The organism is Vibrio sp. 10N.286.49.C3, from assembly GCF_041469545.1.
Classification (GTDB): Bacteria; Pseudomonadota; Gammaproteobacteria; order Enterobacterales; family Vibrionaceae; genus Vibrio; species Vibrio tasmaniensis_A.
On sequence record NZ_JBFRKT010000008.1, the window covers coordinates 359,618 to 373,835 of the forward strand.

12 protein-coding genes and 1 pseudogene are annotated in these 14,218 nt (G+C 44.3%); 8 read left to right on the top strand and 5 right to left on the bottom strand.

Annotation, left to right across the window (positions count from 1 at the left end; translation table 11 throughout):
* Positions 1 to 20 precede the first annotated feature (20 nt).
* Both AB4180_RS04515 and AB4180_RS04520 read right to left on the bottom strand, forming a co-directional pair.
* Positions 21 to 341 carry a heavy metal-binding domain-containing protein gene (locus AB4180_RS04515; RefSeq protein ID WP_004730185.1) on the bottom strand — a complete coding sequence of 107 codons (321 nt, stop codon included), beginning with the start codon at positions 339 to 341 and terminating at the stop codon, positions 21 to 23.
* Positions 342 to 443: 102 nt separating this feature from the next.
* Entirely contained in the window at positions 444 to 1,358 is a 915-nt protein-coding gene (locus AB4180_RS04520) for a LysR substrate-binding domain-containing protein (RefSeq protein WP_017100645.1), read from the bottom strand.
* Between the two features lie 91 nt (positions 1,359 to 1,449).
* On the opposite strand from AB4180_RS04520, the gene AB4180_RS04525 reads away from it, so the two are divergent.
* Complete coding sequence (locus AB4180_RS04525) at positions 1,450 to 2,478, top strand: DMT family transporter (RefSeq protein WP_102249340.1); 1,029 nt, start codon at positions 1,450 to 1,452, stop codon at positions 2,476 to 2,478.
* 30 nt (positions 2,479 to 2,508) lie between these two features.
* Here the strand turns inward: AB4180_RS04525 and AB4180_RS04530 are convergent, their stop codons facing one another.
* The gene (locus AB4180_RS04530; RefSeq protein WP_102249339.1) at positions 2,509 to 5,532 is read right to left on the bottom strand and encodes an HD domain-containing phosphohydrolase; all 3,024 of its coding nucleotides are present in this window, start codon (positions 5,530 to 5,532) and stop codon (positions 2,509 to 2,511) included.
* A 346-nt stretch (positions 5,533 to 5,878) separates the two neighbouring features.
* On the opposite strand from AB4180_RS04530, the gene AB4180_RS04535 reads away from it, so the two are divergent.
* The 4 genes from AB4180_RS04535 (at position 5,879) to AB4180_RS04550 (ending at position 9,511) form a co-directional block, all read left to right on the top strand.
* Complete coding sequence (locus AB4180_RS04535; protein ID WP_102249338.1) at positions 5,879 to 6,625, top strand: phosphatase; 747 nt, start codon at positions 5,879 to 5,881, stop codon at positions 6,623 to 6,625.
* Positions 6,626 to 6,791: 166 nt separating this feature from the next.
* Positions 6,792 to 7,187: a cytochrome b562 gene (locus AB4180_RS04540; protein WP_065678204.1), complete on the top strand. Its 396-nt coding sequence runs from the start codon at positions 6,792 to 6,794 to the stop codon at positions 7,185 to 7,187.
* Positions 7,188 to 7,513: 326 nt separating this feature from the next.
* Entirely contained in the window at positions 7,514 to 7,864 is a 351-nt protein-coding gene (locus tag AB4180_RS04545; RefSeq protein WP_102249337.1) for a hypothetical protein, read from the top strand.
* Between the two features lie 111 nt (positions 7,865 to 7,975).
* Positions 7,976 to 9,511, top strand: a complete 1,536-nt coding sequence (locus AB4180_RS04550; RefSeq protein WP_102249336.1) for a PepSY domain-containing protein — start codon at positions 7,976 to 7,978, stop codon at positions 9,509 to 9,511.
* A gap of 130 nt (positions 9,512 to 9,641) precedes the next feature.
* Here the strand turns inward: AB4180_RS04550 and AB4180_RS04555 are convergent, their stop codons facing one another.
* On the bottom strand, positions 9,642 to 10,025 hold the full coding sequence (locus tag AB4180_RS04555) for a VOC family protein (RefSeq protein WP_009845599.1): 384 nt from the start codon (positions 10,023 to 10,025) through the stop codon (positions 9,642 to 9,644).
* Positions 10,025 to 10,957: a LysR family transcriptional regulator gene (locus AB4180_RS04560; RefSeq protein ID WP_004730200.1), complete on the bottom strand. Its 933-nt coding sequence runs from the start codon at positions 10,955 to 10,957 to the stop codon at positions 10,025 to 10,027. Before AB4180_RS04560 ends, AB4180_RS04555 begins: the two co-directional genes overlap by 1 nt.
* A gap of 504 nt (positions 10,958 to 11,461) precedes the next feature.
* Here AB4180_RS04560 and AB4180_RS04565 point away from each other — a divergent pair.
* The 3 genes and pseudogenes from AB4180_RS04565 to AB4180_RS04575 all read left to right on the top strand — a co-directional run.
* On the top strand, positions 11,462 to 12,655 hold the full coding sequence (locus AB4180_RS04565; protein WP_102249335.1) for a glycine C-acetyltransferase: 1,194 nt from the start codon (positions 11,462 to 11,464) through the stop codon (positions 12,653 to 12,655).
* 110 nt (positions 12,656 to 12,765) lie between these two features.
* On the top strand, positions 12,766 to 13,797 hold the full coding sequence (gene tdh / locus AB4180_RS04570; protein ID WP_009845596.1) for an L-threonine 3-dehydrogenase: 1,032 nt from the start codon (positions 12,766 to 12,768) through the stop codon (positions 13,795 to 13,797).
* Positions 13,798 to 13,931: 134 nt separating this feature from the next.
* Positions 13,932 to 14,067: pseudogene (locus AB4180_RS04575) on the top strand (L-threonine 3-dehydrogenase); the annotation flags it as partial.
* Positions 14,068 to 14,218: the final 151 nt, after the last annotated feature.

The window sequence follows — 14,218 nt, forward strand, 5'->3', positions numbered from 1 at the left end:
TCACATGATTTCAGATTCGATTAAGCGACGACAACCGCTGTTCCGCTGGCTGATACCATCAACATGCCATTACCTGTTCCTAAGACTTCATAATCGATATCGACACCAACAACTGCGTTTGCACCCGCTTCAATCGCTTTCTGCTCTAGCTCTTTGAATGCGTAGTTACGTGCTTTCTCCAGTTCCTTTTCATAGGTGCCAGAACGTCCACCGACGAAGTCTCGAATACCTGAAAACATATCCTTGAATACGTTAACCCCTAGAATGGCTTCTCCGGCGATAACCCCTTTGTAATCGACAATGCGTTTGCCTTCGACAGATTGTGTGGTGGTAATAATCATAGTGGCCTCTGTAAGTTAGATAAGTTGTTACTAGATGATTGGTTACTAGATGAGTTGTTACTAGATGAGTTGTTACTAGTTGATTAGTTATTTGATGATTAGTTACTTGCTGAGTTTTGTCTCTGAGCGAGTGAATTCATGCCTCAACCATGTTCTCAGTTTTAGCACACTTTCTTGTTTTAATTTGTTTTTTGGACAAACGAAATAGAAATCTTGATGGGGGTTAGCCACTGGCTCACTAATTTCGACCAACATGCCATGGCTGATGTCATCTTTCACAAACAAGCGGTGAGTGACTAATACACCAAGCGAACGAATGGCAGCTTGTACGGCTTGAATCGAGACATCGAACGTCAAGTTACTGTGGAACGTCGGCATGGGTATTTGGTAATGATCGCACCACACTTGCCAGTCATGCTGTCTTCTTGGGTTGAAGACACCAATGGTTGGATTTTGTTTCACCAGTTGTTCAACGCTCAATCCCATTTGGTTTTTCAATAGTGCAGGGCTGCACACCAATACCAGATCATCGTCACCGAGTTTTTCGCTGTAATATCGGTCCCACTCGCTCGGTTTGCCGTGCACGAGCGCGATGTCGACACCTTCCTGCTCTATGTCGAAAGTGCCCGTTAACGTGGATATGCGAATATCAAGAGAGGGAGCAAAGCTTTGGAATTCCGAGACTCGCGGGATCCACCAGTGCATGGCGAGTGAGTTCACCATGTTGAGAGTGATGCGGTGGTCGTTAGGCGTTTTGGCGAGTTCTTCGGTGGCTTCTATTACCTGCTCCAGTGCGGGCGCGACTTTTCGATAATATCGCTTACCTGCGGCATTCAGCACAACACGACGGCCTACACGTTGGAACAGCGGTTTGTTGACAAGTTGCTCCAATGATTTTATCGCTTGGCTTACCGCTGAATGACTGACGTACAACACGCGAGCGGCTTCGGTCATGCTGCCTGTTTCGGCGACAGCAATGAAAGCATAAACGGATTTAAGTGGAACGAGTTTCTTCATTGGTAAGCTTTCCTTACAGTTGTGGTTAATAATACTCGCTATTTTTCATCACGTCACGCCTCTAAAATAGGTGTCATAGGAGGTGATAATTATGTCTGATATTACCAAGGCGACGGCTTTCATGTTGTTGTCGACGTTCAGTTTGTCTTTAAGTGGCTTAATGGCCAAGTATCTATCGGTATCAATGCCCGTTTCATTTTTGAGTTTTGTGCGATTTTTGTTACCCAGCCTGTTTTTATTCTTATTTTTGATGTTTTACAAAATCACGAAACCTTCACTCGATATGTGGAAACCTTTAGTGATGCGTGCGATTTTTATGGTGGCATGCCAGTGGTGTTTTCTTACGTCTTTGCAAACGCTAACGCTGGTTGAAGGTGTGGTGTTGTTTAGTACAGGCCCTCTGTTTATTCCTTTGTTAGAAAAATTAATGTTTGGAACCAAGATTCATACAACCACAGTGATTTGTTTAGTTGTCACCTTTGTCGGCGTAGTGATGATGGCTGGGGATTGGTCGCAGTTTGAGTTTGGTTCGGAGTTCTTTAGACCTGCGCTATTGCTAGGGTTATTGGCGGGTGTGTTTAATTCAGGTTCACAAGTGAGTTTGTATCGAGCATCCAAGACTAGCCTGACACCCGCAGAGCTTAACGCGTGGACGTTCTTGGTCGCGGCAATCTTTGTGATACCAATGGTTGTGTTTACTTCAGTATCTGCGGATCCAGATATGCTTGAGAGTGCTGCAGGCAATGGAACCTTTTCGGCTCTGCTATCTTTTGAAGGCTTACGCTGGATTGGGCTTGGCGCTTTTGGATTGGCTCTATTTACTATTAACACGCAAATCTTCCGCTCGAAAGCGTACAAGTTGGCAGACAGCGGTTCTCAGTTGGCACCGCTAATTTTTACTAATATGTTGTTCAGCGCGTTATGGCAGAGCTTGTTCTTTGATGATGTGTTTTCAACTCAGCAGTTAATCGGCATCAATTTGATCGTCGTGGCGAGCATAACCAATACTCTATTGGCTAAAAGACACAGCAAAGCAAAAGCCAAGCAAACACCTCGAGCTGCTGTGGCTTTTGCGACTGCAGCAGATGCTGCGGTTTTGGACTCTGCCGTTAAAAGCTAAACATTGTGGCTGAAGGTTACAGACAAAAGCCTAGAACATTGAACGAATGTACTCTTTTACTCGGTCGATGTGTTCGTTTGGTTCAATCTCGCAACGCTGTTTAGTCTCTAGGAATCGCTCAGCGTATTTGTCATAGATTTTGTTTTCTAAAAACAGCAAATACAGTTTTGGATCGATATGACCGCTGGTGGCCATGTCGGTCATGATGTTGAGTGATTCGCTTAGGAGTTTTCCTTTCTTATACGGGCGATCACTGGAGGTGAGCGCTTCGAATACATCGGCTATTGCCATCGCTCTAGACGGTAAAGGTAACTGGTCTTCGTTTAAGCCTCTCGGGTAACCCTTGCCATCGATACGTTCGTGGTGTCCGCTGGCAATGTCAGGAATGTTCTTGAGATAAGATGGGTAAGGGAGCTTGTTGAGCATGGTGAAGGTTTGAATGATATGGTCGTTTATCATGAAGCGTTCTTCGTCGTTTAAGGTACCGCGACGTACTTTCAAATTGTGCAATTCACCTTGGTTGTACTTGACTTCACCAGGTTTGAGTACAAACGCTTCTTGCCACACGTTGGCTGGGTTAAAGCCATTATCCCAAGGTATTTTATGTTCGGGTTTATCAGCAAGTAGTGGCTCCATCACGGGCAGCGTTTGGTCTTTGATTCTTGGCTCAATTTCATCTTTTTCAGCCGGATCTTGCTGCGTGTTAAATCTCGCTTTTTCAGACCAAGATAACCCTAGCTGATCGTCGAGTGTTCGTTTCCACTGGCGCTTGGCTATTCGGTCTAAGCGTTCTAGTTGTTCGTCCGTCATCGACTCTCCACCAAGGTTGCACTCAGCAACGAAGGTAAATTCTTCATCCAACTCTGACAAGCTTTGTTCGAGGATCTTAAGCTGATCCTCTTGAAGCGCTCCGTTCGCTATGGCTTTCCAGTAGTCGGTTTCAGCCTGTTGTTTTAACAGTTCGAAACGCATTCGCACTTCGTGGATTCGGTCGTAAATGGTTTCAAGTTTTGTCGCTTTGTCTACGACATACTCAGGTGTGGTTACCTTGCCGCAGTCATGAAGCCAAGCGGCGAGCATTAACTCTTCCCACTGTTTACTATCCAATGAGAATTGCGGGTAATAACGGTCATCATCAATGGTTGCTTGGGTGAGCCATTTGGTGAGTTCAGGTACTCGTTGGCAGTGCCCGCCCGTGTAAGGTGATTTGGTATCAATCGCTGATGCAATCAACTCGATAAAGGCATTAAGCATGTCTTTCTGTTGCTGCATTTGGTCGATGTTGTCTTTGGCTATTTCCGCAAAACTGAGCAGTTCTCGTAAGAAGGCGTGCTTGTCTGCCTGCATCTTGGTAATCGGTCTTTCATAGCCAATTGCGACGATACCCACCAACAACTTCTCACGGTTTAATAGTGGAAACAGGTACAGATCTGAATTGAAGATCGAATCTTGGTAATAGTTGAGAACATTGTCTTCTCGGTTTAAGTGGATGGTTTCTCCAGATTTAAGCTGGCACAGCAACCAAGGGGTGTGCTTGATGAAGTCGTTGATGTCGGCCTTAAAGGGCAAAATAGCGAGGTTCGCGGCCGTATCAAACACATCTTTCTCTTTTGATTGAGTGAAGAGGACGATGGTTTCTGCTTTGGTAATTAAATAGCTTTGATGAGCAATATTCTTAGCTAAGATCGAAAACTCCTGATTACCTGCCGTGTCGCGAAGTAGCGTAATAAGATCATGAAGTGTGTGTTCCATCAGCTCAATTGAGTGGGCGAGGTTAGCCACTTCTTGAATCATGCTTTTGGGATAATGAGTTCGCCTGAAGTCAAATCGTGCGATGTTGTCGGTGAGTTGCATCAGCGTATTAAGCGGCTGAGACAAACGATTGGCGACAAACCATACGATAGCGAAGCAGATGAACAACATCCCAATCGCGACGGCGACTTGCTTGTCACGCATCGAGATAAGATCAGAGAGCAACTCATTGTGTGGCGTAGCCTCTGCCAAATATAAAGTGACATTCTGAGTGAGCTCAACAGGCGTTAGTGTTAATGCCCACGTGTTTAGGTTGTATTCAACGTTTTTTAGGTTGAGGTTTAATTTCTCCTCGTCGGAGATAAGTGGTGCTATGACGGATGCTTTCAATGCTTCCAACTGTTCACGTTTGGGCACATTAAAGAAGCTTTGGTCTTGCTCACTGCCAGAGAGTTTCCCCGTCGTTTGGTTATTCGTTTTCTCAGTTTTACTTGTGTTGTTAGGCTGGGAGGTAAGCTTGGGAATCGATAGATCAAGTTGATGTTGGCCGAGAAGATTGAAATGTTGATCGAACAAGGCGAGCCGGGTTTGCGGAGAGTAGGCCAATTCACTGATCTGGGAAGAGAGAGATTTCAACGTGAAGTCGGCACCAACGACATGCTTGCCATCCAATGAACGTCTAGAAAGCGTAATGCCATTGGTTTGCAAGAAATAGAACAGGTAGGGCTCTGAGAGTTGTATTGAGCCGTCAGGCTTTGCGTTACGAAACCAAGGTCGAGTAGTGGGGTTGAACTTACTCTCGGCTTGTCGGGTACTGATCACTTGGTGTGCGCCATCGAGAAAGGTAATAAAGTTTTCACCATCTAGATTGGTGCTGCTGACCATCATGGTCGCTTTGGCGGGAGCGTTGTTATCGGCTCTCTGTTTAATGGAACTCAGAGGACGAAAGATTCGGAAATCGCCATCTTCAGAGCCATAGAACAGAGCGACTAAATTGGTATTTTGTTTGAAGATGATATCGACCGAAGCAAGCCAAGATTCTTTTTCGACGGAGGAGGTTTGATGAGCAACAAACGGGCTCACTGCCATCACGTTTAAGGTTGTGATGACTGGGGCAATAGCTTGTTTAAATACCGATTCCAGCTTATCGCGATGCTCATTACTGACTTCGCGCACGGTGCCTAAAAGCAGTTCTTGAGAGTGCCGATAACTTATCGAAATCAGTACGGTACCGACAAGAGTGGTCAAAATTAAGAAAAGGCTAGTGATGTGGATACTCAGCGGATATCGTCTTCTTCTCATCTAACACTCCAGTTTGTAGACTGGTTTAAGTATTGACGAACTTGGGTAGGTTGCAAAAAATTGGCGTAATTACCGAGTATGTTCGATTTTACTTAGATAAGAAAAGCGTTAGTGTCGTCTGGTTAGCCACGTATTATCGTGCTGTGTAAATGAACTCACAATAAACCCTTATGTTTAGGTGCTAATTGTCACTTTCAGCTGATAAACTGGTCGAATTGTTGCCATTAAGCATTCCTTTTCAGAAGCACTCCTTTTCAGAAAAAGGTGCAGGCACTTCTTTCCAGAAAGAGGCTCAGAGTTACTTTCTGAAAAACGTTTTTTGACCAAGCGAAGAGAGCATTGATTCATGGAACTCAAAGTAGATACCCACACCCACACATACGCAAGTGGCCATGCTTACAGCACGCTGATCGAAAACGCGAAATCGGCGAAGCAAAACGGTTTAGCCATGTTTTGTACTACTGACCATTCAGAATCAATGCCGGGCGCGCCACATTATTGGTTCTTCAGCAATCAGCGTGTGCTCCCTCGTTTTATTGAAGATGTCGCAATTATTCGAGGTGTCGAGTCAAACATCATGAACACACAGGGTGAAATCGACATTCATCCGAGTGTGGATAAGAACTTGGATTGGGTGATCGCGAGTTTTCATGAGCCAGTATTTCGCCCATCGGATGTCACTACCCATACAGAAGCATTGTTGAATGTGATTAAAGGTGGTCGAATTGATGCACTTGGTCACTTAGGAAACCCTAATTTTGATTTCGATTTTGAAGCTGTGATTCAATGTGCGGCGGAACATAACGTAGCGATTGAAATCAACAACACCACACTCAAAGGCAATAGCCGAGTTGGCAGTGTTGACCGCTGTTATGAGATTGCAAGAATAGCGAAAGCGAAAGGTGCGTTTATTACCACAGGTAGCGATGCGCATTTCTGCGTAGATGTCGGTGGCTTGGACTTAGTCGCTGCATTGTTAGACAAAGTAGGTGTGGATTCGAATAAAGTGGTCACTCATTCACCACAGCAATTCTTAGCCTTTTTGGCATTACGTGGTCGTCAATCGATTACCGAGTTTTCGGTATTTGAGTGATGGTTTGCCCGGTACTTGTCAGTAATTAGCTAGCTAGTTTGCATTTCGACACAATCAATTTTTGTGCCCGACGGATTTTTGTATACACTAGCCGAAAATAATAAAGTCGAAGTGCCACAATAACGATGGCGCTATCTTCAAAGACATCGCTTCACCTGGAGAAACAATGAAAACTCGCTCAATCCTTTTATCTGGCTTAATCGCTGCTTCACTATTGTCTGGCAACGCTTTTGCTAATGTAGACCTTAAGAAAAACATGCAAGAAATGAAGCTTGCGTTCAAACAAGCGGCAGAAGCTCAAAGCATTGAAGAGATGCAAAAGCCTATCGTTCGTTTAGATACGCTAGTGGCAGAGCTGAAAACGGGTGTTTACCCAGTCGAGAAAGAAGACAACTTCATGGAAGGGTTCAAAAAGATCAGTGCATCATTGGATAGCATTGAGCAGAAGCTAGACCAAGGTGACTTAGAGTCGGCACAGCAGGAACTTCGTACTATTGACGGCCTTCGTGAAGAGTACCATGAGAAGCGTAATCCAAGCATTTGGAGCAAGATCTTCGGTTAATTTGCCAATCAATTGAGTTTGCTAGATACGTAACAAAGAGCAAAACCTCAAGATTCGATTTCTAAAACGCTGTCTTACATAACCCTCTTTAGGGGAAGGTGTAAGGCGGCGTTTTTTATTGTCGTTTCTCTAAACAGTTTACTGCTATTTTTCTAGACATTTTACTGCTAATAGACGCGTAACATTCTTTTGGCTCTTTGGTTGTAACCAGTTTTTAACTAAAAAGAGTGTGCGTTAGCTTCAATTTTTTAACTTGCTGTTAATCTTTACGTTTACCTATATTCCAAGTCCCTCATAATAAGGGAAATTTATAAAGATTTGGAATAATGCGCCGAACCTCGTTCAACTTCTCCATGTTACTTGCTACAGCATTAAGCTGGGCGCTAGTGACATTAATGCCTGTTATCAATGCTCATGGTAATAGTGCGGGAGTATGGGCGTCGTTATGTACGATCAATGGCTTTGAACTGGTTCAAATTGAAGAAGGTGAACCTAGTACTCATAAAGGAAAGCCGTGTCCCTTTAGCCATTTTTCCACGTTCCACCAAGACGAACTTCCAACAACACTACTGACAACTCGATTGAGTTCTATTGTCTCAGACAGCTACGCTTTTTTGGCTCTAAGCGAACGCTACACGAGGCAAGCCCCGCGCGGCCCTCCCTTTGATATTACTTAAACCTAACCCTCTAAAATAATTAAAAAATAAAGTATTAAGTAAAGTTAAACATGCTCAGATTACTTTCTGATTTTTCAGAAGGTATGTTTGCGTGTGTCAAAGGAAATAATAATGTTGAGAAATGAATCTCAAAGCTTCGCGAAAGCACAAGCGACTTCGCAGTATACAAGCAGTGCAACAACCGGTTCGAAAACCAATATAAAAAACAAAGACCGCAATAAAACTCTCTACTTCCTCACTTGGCGCTGGCACTTCTATGCCGGGCTATTCGTTATCCCATTTATGTTGATGTTGAGTATGACTGGTTTGGTGATGCTGTTTGACGATGAAATCGAACTTGCTTTCCATCAAGACGCGATTGAAATTGTTGCATCGGGCGAACCGATCAAGGTGTCACAACAATTAGCTGCGGTACAAAATCAATACCCACAAGGTACGGTGACACAATTTGTACCGAGTAAAGTCCCTGATCTTGCGAACCGATTTTCTGTATCACTTGAAGATGGCACGTCCGTTTTCGCCACGGTGAATCAATATACTGGCGAAGTGGTAGGAGAAATCCCCCGCAGCGACAGTCTGTATCAACTGGCGAATGACATTCACGGCACTTTGTTGATTGGTGATTGGGGGGATTACCTAATTGAAGTCGCAATAAGCTTGTCTATTCTGTTACTCATCAGTGGCATTTACTTATGGCTTCCTCGAGATAACGCGAGCCGCGCTGGTTTTCTTAAGCTTCGATTTGGTTCAGGAACGCGTATTTTAATGCGTGATCTGCATGCGAATATCGGTGGAACACTGTCATTCATTCTTCTGTTATTTATTCTATCGGGATTATCATGGACAGGTTTTTGGGGCGGTAAGCTAGTGCAAGCATGGAGTACGTTTCCTGCTCAAATGTGGGACGACATTCCTCTGTCTAACGAAACGCATGCTTCTTTAAATCACGGGTCTGAAGAAGAAATGCCTTGGAACCTAGAGCAAACTCCACTGCCTTTGTCTCAAGATAAGCCAGCCGAACACGTCCACCAAGTAGAAGAAGCGTCTGAAGCTCATGATCATTCTAAGATGGGTGAGGATCATTCTCAGCATGTATTATCTACGAGTGATTTCTCGATTGATGATGTGATAGCAAAAGCTCAATCTCTTGGTTTTACGCAATATAAAGTCAATTTCCCGCGTTCAGAAACGGGTGTTTACACCGTGGCCGCCAATACTATGGGAGGCGATATCATCGACCCAACCCAAGATCGCACAACTCACCTCGACCAATATTCAGGGCGCATTCTAGGAGAGGTGACGTGGCAAGATTACAATTTATTCGCCAAAACTTTAGCTGTTGGTATTTCTCTACACCAAGGTGACATCAGCATCATCAACAAGCTTATAAACACGTCGTTCTGTTTGTCATTCATTGTGGTGTCGGTGACTGGTGGAATCATGTGGTGGATGCGCAGACCTTCAGGCCAAAGAAAGCTGGGAACGCCACCGAAGTTTGGTGATGCAGGCTTATGGAAAGCAGGCTTGGTGACTGTGGTTGTTATTTCGATATTGTTTCCACTCGCGGGTGCGACGATTGTGACTGCAATGCTATTGGATTGGTTACTGTTTTCACGAGTTGAGAAATTCAAGACCGCGTTGAGTTAATTGACATGCAAACGGACTTTCTCGACTTGAGAAGGTCCGTTTTATTAATCAGATGAGCTCTTCTTCTGTGAGGAAGACTTTAGACTAGATACTGCTCTAGATCTGATAAAGCTTTAGATCTGATACAGCTTTAGATCTGATAAAGCTCAAGCGGCAGGCCGTCTGGGTCTGCGAAAAACGTAAATGATTTCCCCGTAAATTCATCAACTCGAATCGGTTCGACTTCAATGCCTTGTTCTTCCAAGTAGCTTTTGACATGTTGAATGTCATCAACACAAAAGGCCAAATGTCTCAGCCCTTGAGCTTCCGGAAAGCTTGGTCTTTCAGGTGCGTCAGGGAAGCTGAATAATTCTATTTGAGCGCCATTAGGCAGTGCCAAGTCGAGCTTATACGACTGACGTGCTTCACGATAATTCTCCGCAATCACTTCAAGCTTTAAAACTTCCGTATAAAAACGCTTAGAGACTTCGTAGTCTGAGCAAATAATGGCGGCGTGGTGTATTCCTTTCAGCATCAGTTTATTTCTCCTGCCAGCTTGTCACCCAAGTGCTCCATCGCGTAATCAATGAATACACGCAGTCGAGCAGGCATGTACTTGGTTTGAGCAAACTGCATCGCGATAGCGCCATGGTAATTACTCTTGATGGTCCAATCTTCCAGTACTTGCACTACAGAACCTTCAGCCAATGCATCTTGAATCACGAAGTCATGGAAAATACCCACGCCAAGCCCTTCTTTAACACCTTTCAATCGCATCTGAGAGTGGTTCACAGCGTAACGTCCGCTGACGGGGACTGTATAAAACTCATCATCTTTAAGGAAGTCCCAAATGTGGTCTTTATCTGTTTCTGCAAGGTATAAGCAGTCGTGCTCAGAAAGCTCGGTAGGGTGGTGAGGGATTCCTTTTGCATCTAAATAGTCGGGGCTCGCACATAACACGAGGTTTGTTTTTCCGAGTTCTTTCAATACCAAACTCTCGTCAGGTTTGTCGGTAAGGCGAAAGGCAATATCGATGCCTTGGCGCAATATGTCGATGTCGCCATCGGCGGCTCTTAACTTGAGTTGAATCTCAGGGTACTGATTTAAGAATGGAACAACGAAAGGCTGCAGCACGGAGTTCAAGAACGCCTCTGGCGCCGCTACTGTTATAGAGCCTGCAGGTTCAGTATGGTCAGAGGTAGACAGCTCAACCGCTTGTTGTGCCGCATTAATCATGACCACGCTTTGATCGTATACCAACTGGCCTGCTTGTGTGATGATCAATGTACGAGTGGTTCGCTCGAACAGCTTTACTGAGAGCGCTTTTTCTAGACGTGTGATCAATTTACTCAACGCTGAGGGTGTCACCCCTAACTGCTTTGCTGCAGCGGTAAAGCTACCTTCATTCACAACTAAGATAAACGAGGCGAGATCGGGAAGTAGGGCGATGAGTTTTGGGTTAATCATAAGTGTCCAGTAGGGCTAGTTGCAACGGTGAGCTTATTGACAATTGTGAGTGATCTCTTCTGATTTGTGAATCAATTTCATCAATCACTTGGCGTGATTGCTCTGATTGCTTGGCGTGTTTTGCTTTTCATCTCATCGATTTTCATCTGTATAGCGGAGTTGCTGATGCACATTCTAAGAGAAGCGGATAATCATCACCATATCGTTCTGAGATGAAAAATAGAGATCTGATATGAAAGTGAAATTAGACACAAACGGAAGGGGATTTGACGTTAAAAAGAGCAGGTAAGACGCGTTTATGTGCCCTGTGTCACTGGGATGAACCATTATTCGTGCCTGCGATTCATTAATGTTTTTCCAACTAAAGGGATAATCGAGAAGGGGATGTTCAACTAGAATAGGGGTATAAGTTTTACAGTGTAAATGATCGAATTGAAATCGTTTACATCCCCTACATAATGCGGCGCGCGATGCTGCTGAATAATAATTAGGAAGGAATAGACAATGTCTTCTGCATTTTACCAACAGATTCAAACTCAAATCGAAGAAGTTAAAGAAGAAGGTCTTTACAAGTCTGAGCGCATTATCACTTCTGCTCAAAAAGCAGCGGTTTCTATCTCGACTGGTGAAGAAGTACTAAACTTCTGTGCAAACAACTACTTAGGCCTTGCTAACCACCCTGACCTTATCGAAGCTGCTAAAGACGGCATGGATCAACACGGTTTTGGTATGGCTTCTGTTCGTTTCATCTGTGGTACTCAAGACTCTCACAAAGAACTAGAGCAAAAGTTATCTACGTTCCTTGGTAAAGAAGACACTATCCTTTACACATCTTGTTTTGATGCAAACGCTGGCCTATTCGAAACGATCCTAGGCAAAGAAGACGCAATTATTTCTGATGCTCTAAACCACGCATCTATCATTGATGGTGTTCGTCTATGTAAAGCAATGCGCTTCCGTTACTCGAACAACAACGTGGAAGAGCTAGAGCAACAACTTATCGCAGCTAAAGAAGCGGGTGCTCGTCACACGCTTATCGTAACTGACGGTGTGTTCTCAATGGACGGCGTAGTCGCTAACCTTCCTGCTATCTGTGACCTTGCTGACAAGTATGGCGCACTAGTGATGGTTGATGACTCTCACGCAGTTGGCTTCATGGGTGAAAACGGTGCGGGTACTCACGAGTTCCACAATGTTGTTGACCGTATCGATATCATCACAGGTACGCTTGGTAAAGCAATGGGTGGTGCTTCAGGCGGTTACACTTCTGGTAAGAAAGAAGTGATCGACTGGCTACGTCAGCGTTCTCGTCCATACCTATTCTCTAACTCTGTTGCACCTGCAATCGTATCTGCGTCTATCCGTGTTCTAGATCTTCTAGCGGAATCTGGCGACCTACGTACTCAACTATGGGAAAACTCTGCTCACTTCCGTACTCGCATGGAAGCAGCTGGTTTCACCATGGGCGGTGCTGACCACGCAATCATCCCAATCATGCTGGGTGATGCAAAAGTAGCGGCTGAATTCGCAGAGCGCGCACTAGAGAAAGGCATCTACGTGGTAGGTTTCTCTTTCCCAGTTGTACCAAAAGGCCAAGCTCGAATCCGTACGCAAATGTCTGCTGCACACTCTCGTGAGCAACTGGATCGTGCAATCGATGCGTTCATCCAAGTTGGTAAAGACATGGCTATCATCTAATTTTAAAGGGGTGCCTTGTGCATCCTTTGATTAGATAGAATAACACCCAATAGAACATATAGATTTTTGATTCTCGCCTTACAGTTAGGCGAGATGAACTGGATAACATTATGAAAATTAAAGCACTTTCTAAGCTTAAGCCTGAAGAAGGCATCTGGATGACCGAGGTTGAAAAACCTGAAATGGGTCATAATGATCTTCTTATCCGTATTAAGAAAACCGCAATTTGTGGTACTGACGTACATATCTACAACTGGGATGAGTGGTCACAAAACACAATCCCAGTACCTATGGTAGTAGGTCACGAATACGTGGGTGAAGTTGTTGGCATTGGCCAAGAAGTCCGTGGTTTTGAAATCGGCGACCGTGTATCTGGTGAAGGCCACATCACATGTGGTCACTGTCGTAACTGTCGTGGCGGCCGTACTCACCTTTGTCGTAACACTACAGGTGTTGGTGTAAACCGCACTGGTGCGTTCTCTGAGTTCCTTGTGATCCCTGCGTTCAACGCATTTAAGATCCCTGCAGAAATCTCTGACGATCTAGCATCAATCTTTGACCCGTTTGGTAACGCAGTACACACAGCGCTTTCTTTCGACCTAGTAGGCGAAGACGTGCTAATCACTGGTGCTGGTCCAATCGGTATCATGGCTGCTGCTGTTGCTAAGCACGTTGGTGCTCGTCACGTTGTAATCACTGACGTAAACGAATACCGCCTAGACCTTGCTCGTCAAATGGGTGTAACTCGCGCAGTAAACGTAATGGAAGAGAAGCTTGAAGACGTAATGTCTGATCTTGGCATGACTGAAGGCTTCGATGTAGGCCTAGAAATGTCTGGTAACCCATCTGCGTTCAACAGCATGCTGACTAACATGAACCACGGCGGTAAGATCTCTCTACTAGGTATTCCACCATCAGACATGGCAGTAGATTGGAACCAAGTAATCTTTAAAGGTTTGGTTATTAAAGGTATCTATGGGCGTGAGATGTTCGAAACTTGGTACAAGATGGCTTCTTTGATTCAATCAGGCCTAGATCTAACACCAATCATTACTCACCACTACAAAGTGGACGACTTCCAGAAAGGCTTCGACATGATGCGCTCTGGTATGTCAGGTAAAGTAATTTTAGACTGGGAGTAGGTTACTACCAGTTTTGAATGTTAGAAGGCAACAGGTAAAACTGTTGCCTTTTTTATCGCCACTCTGTAGCCATATTTAATTTATAAATAATTTAACTAATTGATATTTATTGGTTATTTTTTATTTCGCATATAGTGGCAAGTTTGATTCAATCAGGGTTAGACCTATCACCAATCATTACCTCATCACTTTAAAATTGATGATTTCCAAGCTGGCTTCGATGCTATACGTAGGGGGCTTTCTGGCAAGGTTTTCCTTGATTGGGAATAGAAAAATTAGGCTCTAAATAGCAAAAGGCGACAGTGAAAATTGTCGCCTTTTTTACGAATAAAACAGCTAAATAACGGTCGTTTACAGTGTCTACCGCCACTTTGTCGCCATTAATTCTCTAATGGATTGAGGGGCTTTGTTGCGTAATTCA

What these genes read in the sequence shown, in the direction of transcription:
- AB4180_RS04535 (WP_102249338.1), top strand. Translation starts at nt 5,879, where the DNA reads ATGGAACTCAAAGTAGATACCCACACCCACACATACGCAAGTGGCCAT.
- AB4180_RS04550 (WP_102249336.1), top strand. Translation starts at nt 7,976, where the DNA reads ATGTTGAGAAATGAATCTCAAAGCTTCGCGAAAGCACAAGCGACTTCG.
- AB4180_RS04565 (WP_102249335.1), top strand. Translation starts at nt 11,462, where the DNA reads ATGTCTTCTGCATTTTACCAACAGATTCAAACTCAAATCGAAGAAGTT.
- AB4180_RS04540 (WP_065678204.1), top strand. Translation starts at nt 6,792, where the DNA reads ATGAAAACTCGCTCAATCCTTTTATCTGGCTTAATCGCTGCTTCACTA.
- AB4180_RS04530 (WP_102249339.1), bottom strand. Translation starts at nt 5,532, where the DNA reads ATGAGAAGAAGACGATATCCGCTGAGTATCCACATCACTAGCCTTTTC.
- AB4180_RS04525 (WP_102249340.1), top strand. Translation starts at nt 1,450, where the DNA reads ATGTCTGATATTACCAAGGCGACGGCTTTCATGTTGTTGTCGACGTTC.
- AB4180_RS04520 (WP_017100645.1), bottom strand. Translation starts at nt 1,358, where the DNA reads ATGAAGAAACTCGTTCCACTTAAATCCGTTTATGCTTTCATTGCTGTC.
- tdh (WP_009845596.1), top strand. Translation starts at nt 12,766, where the DNA reads ATGAAAATTAAAGCACTTTCTAAGCTTAAGCCTGAAGAAGGCATCTGG.
- AB4180_RS04555 (WP_009845599.1), bottom strand. Translation starts at nt 10,025, where the DNA reads ATGCTGAAAGGAATACACCACGCCGCCATTATTTGCTCAGACTACGAA.
- AB4180_RS04560 (WP_004730200.1), bottom strand. Translation starts at nt 10,957, where the DNA reads ATGATTAACCCAAAACTCATCGCCCTACTTCCCGATCTCGCCTCGTTT.
- AB4180_RS04515 (WP_004730185.1), bottom strand. Translation starts at nt 341, where the DNA reads ATGATTATTACCACCACACAATCTGTCGAAGGCAAACGCATTGTCGAT.
- AB4180_RS04545 (WP_102249337.1), top strand. Translation starts at nt 7,514, where the DNA reads ATGCGCCGAACCTCGTTCAACTTCTCCATGTTACTTGCTACAGCATTA.